The sequence below is a fragment of the Candidatus Jordarchaeum sp. genome (genome assembly GCF_052745115.1).
This window is the reverse complement of sequence record NZ_JBRAKS010000240.1, coordinates 1-5,937: the sequence shown is the minus strand read 5'-3', so window position 1 is coordinate 5,937 and position 5,937 is coordinate 1. Positions and strand designations below refer to the sequence as shown.

Annotated in this window: 5 protein-coding genes; 3 read left to right on the top strand and 2 right to left on the bottom strand. The window is 39.9% G+C overall.

Annotated elements, in window-relative coordinates; genetic code table 11:
• Positions 1-16: 16 nt before the first annotated feature.
• Positions 17-640, top strand: coding sequence for a 4Fe-4S binding protein (locus ACUVXA_RS14820; RefSeq protein ID WP_445872057.1), 624 nt, complete (start codon positions 17-19; stop codon positions 638-640).
• Between the two features lie 96 nt (positions 641-736).
• On the opposite strand, the gene ACUVXA_RS14815 is transcribed toward ACUVXA_RS14820, so the two are convergent.
• Together ACUVXA_RS14815 and ACUVXA_RS14810 are read right to left on the bottom strand one after the other, a co-directional pair.
• Complete coding sequence (locus ACUVXA_RS14815) at positions 737-1,954, bottom strand: (Fe-S)-binding protein (protein WP_445872056.1); 1,218 nt, start codon at positions 1,952-1,954, stop codon at positions 737-739.
• Between the two features lie 53 nt (positions 1,955-2,007).
• Positions 2,008-3,345, bottom strand: a complete 1,338-nt coding sequence (locus ACUVXA_RS14810) for a (Fe-S)-binding protein (RefSeq protein WP_445872055.1) — start codon at positions 3,343-3,345, stop codon at positions 2,008-2,010.
• A 158-nt stretch (positions 3,346-3,503) separates the two neighbouring features.
• On the opposite strand from ACUVXA_RS14810, the gene ACUVXA_RS14805 reads away from it, so the two are divergent.
• On the top strand, positions 3,504-4,214 hold the full coding sequence (locus ACUVXA_RS14805) for a hypothetical protein (protein WP_445872054.1): 711 nt from the start codon (positions 3,504-3,506) through the stop codon (positions 4,212-4,214).
• A gap of 215 nt (positions 4,215-4,429) precedes the next feature.
• The gene (locus tag ACUVXA_RS14800) at positions 4,430-5,656 is read left to right on the top strand and encodes a M28 family metallopeptidase (protein ID WP_445872053.1); all 1,227 of its coding nucleotides are present in this window, start codon (positions 4,430-4,432) and stop codon (positions 5,654-5,656) included.
• Positions 5,657-5,937 lie beyond the last annotated feature (281 nt).

The following is a 5,937-nucleotide window of genomic DNA, read 5'->3' as shown; positions in this document are numbered from 1 at the left end:
TCTGGAAGTGTCCTAGATGGGTAAGTTTCGGACAACGGTTGCCGAAGCGTATAGGTTCCAAGAAGCTCCCGAAGGTTATAGACCGAATGATATTTTGAAAGATGCAAGAAGTGTTGTGGTTCTGGCTATTCCCCTTTTAAAAGGTGTTTTGCGAAAAGCTCCCAGTAGAGAATACTTCTTGAATTATTTCATGGTAAACCACGAATTAAACAGTATCGCGCTTCAATTAGGATGTTTTTTGGAGAGTGAGGGATTTGAGGCGGTTCCCGTACCCGCTTCTTACCCTTACAATGTTGATGAAAACAAGGGCGACCTCTCACATCGCCATGCCGCAGTCCTCGCGGGAATAGGCGTGTTAGGCAAGAACAATCTTTTAATTACTAAGAATTACGGACCAAGAGTGCGATTGGTTTCTATTGTAACAAACGCTCCCCTAAAAGGAGATGAGCCCTTGAATCAGAATTTTTGCCAAGGATGTGAAGCATGCATTAAGTCCTGTCCGGTAAACGCTTTAATAAGCGGATATATTGATAAGGAAAAATGTGTTAGGCAATTGAGAAAAAATGGAAAAGAGTTAAAAATAAATGAATTAATCTGCGGGGTATGCATCAGGGTTTGTCCTGTTGGGAAAGAAGATTAAAAACTTTTTAAATACTCTTTTTTGTACCACCACTAATTAGAGAATTTGCACATCTCTTTTTTTAGAGGAAATTATTCACTCTACGAGTTTATTATTTTAGAAGTCAGGTTTTATTTCGTCTACCCGGAATCTTTTCCAGGATAATGTTTTCGGAAACTGGTGTAAGATTACTCCTTTGAATATTGTTCCCGCCCTCTGGGAGCATCGATGCTCTGGTTTTTCACCAATAGCCATTTGAACCAGTTCTAGTAAGTGGTAGATGGACATTCTTGTTGGCCAAACTTTCTTACCGACGGAGAGCATCTGTAGACAACCTGCACAGTAGACACCTAGGATATCGGCGTGAGTTTTTTTGGCTTGTCTGAGTCTTCTTATGGTTGCCGTTGTTAGATTCCAGGGATGATAGCTTCTAGGGAAACTGAATCCTCCGCTTATTCCACAGCAGAGTGCGCAGTCTCGGGTACATTCCATTTCTACCACTTTTGCCCCTATGATTTCCAGTATTCTTCGAGGGATATCGAGGTACTCGTCTCCGAAGGCTTTTCCGTAGCAGGAGTCCTGAACGGTTACTGTCTTGTTTAGCTTCTGTTTCACCTTGATTGTTCCGTTTTCGAGTCTTTCTAGGAGGATTCGGTAAAACGGTATTACCTCAAAATTGAATTTGATGCCAAATCTTTTGGGCAGGACATTCGTGAACATGTTGCATCCGGCGGTGCAGAGCATGACCACCCTTTTTGCTCCTATTTGTTTGAACCATTTTTCCAGTCTTTTTCCGGCTTGCTTGGCCTGGTCAAACATACCGGTTCGATAATAGGTTTCACCGCAGCACAGGTCTAAGGAACCCATAATGGGGTATTCGTCTAGAAGACTGGTGTAGGTGAGAGAGGGAATTGTGATAACATTGCAGCCGGGGTAGAGTACAGTTTCACTTTTCCTAAAGTTGGCCCAAGATTCCAATGTTTTCTTCTCGTCTTCGGGAAGCCTTTCTAAGGCGTAGGTTCTAAAGTTAGGTTTTCCATGGGCGATAAACCAACTGGCTCTGGAGGGTAATCCTTTCTCCTGGTATTCTTCGTACCATCTTTGAAGAACCAGTTCTGTGGGATAACAGTTGTTTGGACAGAAAAAGTTGCAAGCAAAGCAGGATTCACATTTTTCCAAAACGTGTTTGGTCTTTTCACCATCAATTAGTCTCTGTATTTCCTTCTTAGCCTCTTCTGGTGAAAGCTTCATAACGGGGCAGCGGGAAAAGCATTCGCCACATCGAGTACAAGTCTCCTCATTGAAGGAGCTATAACGATCCTGTTTTACAACCATTTATATCTCCTACTCATCTTCATTTATTTTTATTAGATTCAGTTTTGAATTTTTTATCTAAGAGAAATTATTATTCTAAATGCTATCAAAATTAATTTTCTTGTGAAATTCCATTTCAGAAGGGGATTTATTATTTTTGGAAGTATGGATTTATCCTCTAACTCTACTGCTTTCGTTTCTATCTCTGGTGGGAAGGGCTCGATCCAGTATTTATTCCCGGTTCTGATAATGTTTTCCCAAGGGTGGGATAGAACCGCTCCGATTATGTCCCATGCCCGCTCCCGGTGTCGGTGTGCGGGTTGTTCTCCCACTGCTAACTGGACGAGTTCAAGGATGTGGTAGATGGGCATTTTGACTCCGAGGAGTTCTTTTGCTACCGATAGTATCCATAGGCACCCGGAACAGTGAACAACTAAAACATCTGCACCGCTTCGCTCCGCCTCTTTGAATTTATTTCTGGAATAGTCTATGATGTCCAGCATGCTGTAGCGACTGGCCCCAGCTCCAAAACCGCAGCACAAAGAATTTTCCCGAGAATGTTGTAGCTCTACCAGTTTTGCACCAGTGGCTTTTATCAGTTTTCTGGTGGTGTCAAAGAATTTGGGCCCTATGGCTTTTGACCAGCAGCTATCGTGAAGCGTGACCTTCATATCTACTTTAGATTTTAGCTTTATATCCCCATTCTCAATTCTATCCAATAGCCATTCTTCTAAGCACTGAAGTTGGAAATTGAAACTGATTCCAAATCGTTCAGGTAAAGTTTTTTTCAGCATAATGTACTCGTGTTCGTTAAACAAAATAATCTTCTTTGCACCCAGTTTTTCGAGTTGCTTCTTAACCCGCTTTCCGGCATGCTCAACCACATCAAGCAGTCCCAGCTGATAGAAGAGAGCTCCACTGGTCCAAAAATCCCCTGTACCAGCAAATGTAAATCCCTCTAACAGTTTGGAGTGAGTAATATAGGGTACGAAACTAGTCATCGTCCCTCCCAACATAATCACATCGGATTTCTTGGGATTAGACCAGGCTTGAATTGTTTTTCGCTCATCTTCCGGGAATTTTTTCCAAAGAGCAGCCCAAAGGTTTTGGGGATGATTGGGGGAAAGTAGTTTCATGGTTTTTCCTAGGCCTTTCTCCTTGTATCTTTCAAACCATCTGGTCAAAATCAATTCATAAGGATCCGCTTTCTCAGGGCAATATATGTTACAGGATAAACACGTTGTGCATTCTCGTAGGACATGGCTCGTTTTTTCACCATCTATGAGTTTTCTGATTTCTTGTTTTGCCTCTGGTAATGATAGTTGCATGACTGGGCATTTTGTGAAGCAATCGCCACACTGGGTGCAGGAATCCCTCTTAAAAAAATTGTACATTTCCTGTTTTTTACTCATTTTTAGCCCTTCGCAGAAACTGTTTAATTTAACATATCGAAACCACGGGATATTTATATTTAATCGTTTAAACTTGAAAAAAGTACTTGCAATCTTTTTGCATTTCTAGTAAGAGTTTTAAAGGGGACTTGATTTAAAATGTTTGAGAGGTGACCTCTGTGTTTGAATTCGTGGATCCAGTAGAACTTATTGGAACGATTGGATTATTCGTCACTATGGGTATTATGGCGATTTTTGTTGGAGTTTATGTTTGGGGCTCCAAGTACAATAAGATGCTCATAAGCAGATTTGGGAGTATACTGAGGACCGAGCTTGGCCCCAAGTGTGAAAGGGCTAAACAGCAAATCTACAAATCTAGTGGTTTCAGAATCACTTGCCATCCTAAGAGGAATGTTCCTTTGAAAAACTGGGAAATGGTTCTGTTTCTGTTAAACCGAGAAAATCTTCTTCATCACCTCGCAGCACGGTTTAAACCATATCACGATATGCTTCTTACAAATGCAGATTTTTTAGCAAAGCCCAGACTTCAACTCGAAGTTATTAACATCAATAGTAAGACGCTCACGAAGGAAGATGATGAGGTTTTGAAAAAATTAAAAGAAGTTCCCAAAACCAAAATGGGGGATAATTTCATCATTAAATCTTCTGGGGTAGAAAGGGTTAGGGGACTATTAGAAGATAAAGAGTTTTTAAAAATGGTTGATAAGTTGGGCGATGATTTTATCAGAATATCCATCACCGATACTTCGCCTCACCTATTATTTGCCAGCAGGGCTAGGCAAGCCTCACTAATCACACATGTAAGATTGGCTGAAAAAATTGGAAACTACTTCAAACCGCAGAAAAGAAAACCCAAGATTCTAGAATGAAAAATTTTTCGGGAATTAAAAATTTAAGAGCGATTTTTCAATGGAAAGTGGAGGATAGTTATTATTAGATTTTCTTGAGAGCCCCCCTCTGTTTTTAAAAGTGGATAAAGTGGTACAGAAAGTTTTATCACACACATTGTTGAAATTGAATTAATCAATAAGATAAATTATTTAGGAAAATTTATTTTTGCATGAAAAAGTAGGAGGTGTAAGTTTTGCCTGGGAAGCTTGTGGATTATATCTCTGAGATTTGTGAAACTATAGGACCAAGGATAGCGGGAAGCCCAGAGGAAGCCGAAACAGCAGAGTACTTGAAGAAAAAACTGAGACCCATGAGCAACAGTGTTACTTTGGAAGAATTTAAGTGTCGTCCCGGCGTTTTACAGGGTCTTATTGTTTTCGAGATTGTTAGCATTCTTCTTGCATTTATCTTATACTTTATACTTCCAGTTTTAACCATTCTAATCATTGTTGTCAGTATTTTGATTCTATTTTTAACCCGGATGAGGGGCAAAGAAATAATCGATGTGCTATTCAGATCCGCAACCTCAGAAAACGTAATAGCAAAAATTAAACCCAAAGAAAAAGCTAAGAGAAAAGTGATTTTCTCAGGGCACCATGATTCAGCCTTTTATATGCCTCTCTTCGCGAAACAGAAAAAAAGATTACACATACTGCAGAATATACCAGTCTACTCCGCCATAATTTTCGCAATCATAGCCGTGGCGAAAAGCGTATGGATCTATATCGACCTATCCACTGGAATAAATTCGCTCAAAATGAGTTTAGGATTTTTCACCTTTACTGAACTGATAAGATTCAACCTGCTCATAGACATACCCGCAGTAATCGTTGGACTTGTTAGTGTTCTATCTGGCTTCTACTTTGCTTTCAACATGGTGACCAAAACCAAAGTGATGGGGGCTAATGATAATTTGTCTGCGGTTGGCGTCTTATTGGGTATAGCGGAAAAAGTTTCCAATAATCCGCCCAAAAGCACTGAGGTTTGGATTGTTTCTTTCGGAACCGAGGAACCGGCAACCTTAGGAAGCAAAGTTTTCGCCGAAAAACATGGAAAAGAGCTTGAGAACGCCTACGTTATTAATATGGAAACGGTTGGTCAGGGTAAGTTCGGTGTTGTCACGAAGGAGATATCGGTTGCGGGAAATCTGTCAAAGGAATTAGCTGACTTGGTTGTTAGGGCTGGAAAAAAGTGCAAGGTTCCAGTAAAACCCATTGAGCTGAAGTACGGGAATACTGACGCTACACCTATTGCCCGAAAGGGCTACAAATCGGTGACTGTCATGGGCATGGATGAGAACGAGTTATTTACATTGTGGCATATTCCTGAGGACATTCCTAAGAATATAAGTGAAAAGAACTTGCAGAATGCCTTGAAGCTTTGTCTGCAGATTTTGGAAGATATTGATTCAATTTCTTAAGGGGGTAGCTATACTTTAGATAAAAACATTTTTTTATTTATTCTTTGTCAACATTTAGTATAATTTTGCTCTTTTTCCTTTCCAGAAAAAATGTTTAAATATAGCAATTTTATAGAAATAGGAACGATTAGTAGCATAAAAAATTCTTAAAGCAAGATTTATAGATATTTCAAGCAAAAAATTGAACGTGATAATTTAATATATAAAAATTTTTGGGAGGATTTTGAGGAGAAGGCGCCTTAAGTATGTGGGTTGTTGGGATAGTTCGAAAAGAATAATTG

What these genes read in the sequence shown, in the direction of transcription:
- ACUVXA_RS14810 (WP_445872055.1), bottom strand. Translation starts at nt 3,345, where the DNA reads ATGAGTAAAAAACAGGAAATGTACAATTTTTTTAAGAGGGATTCCTGC.
- ACUVXA_RS14815 (WP_445872056.1), bottom strand. Translation starts at nt 1,954, where the DNA reads ATGGTTGTAAAACAGGATCGTTATAGCTCCTTCAATGAGGAGACTTGT.
- ACUVXA_RS14820 (WP_445872057.1), top strand. Translation starts at nt 17, where the DNA reads ATGGGTAAGTTTCGGACAACGGTTGCCGAAGCGTATAGGTTCCAAGAA.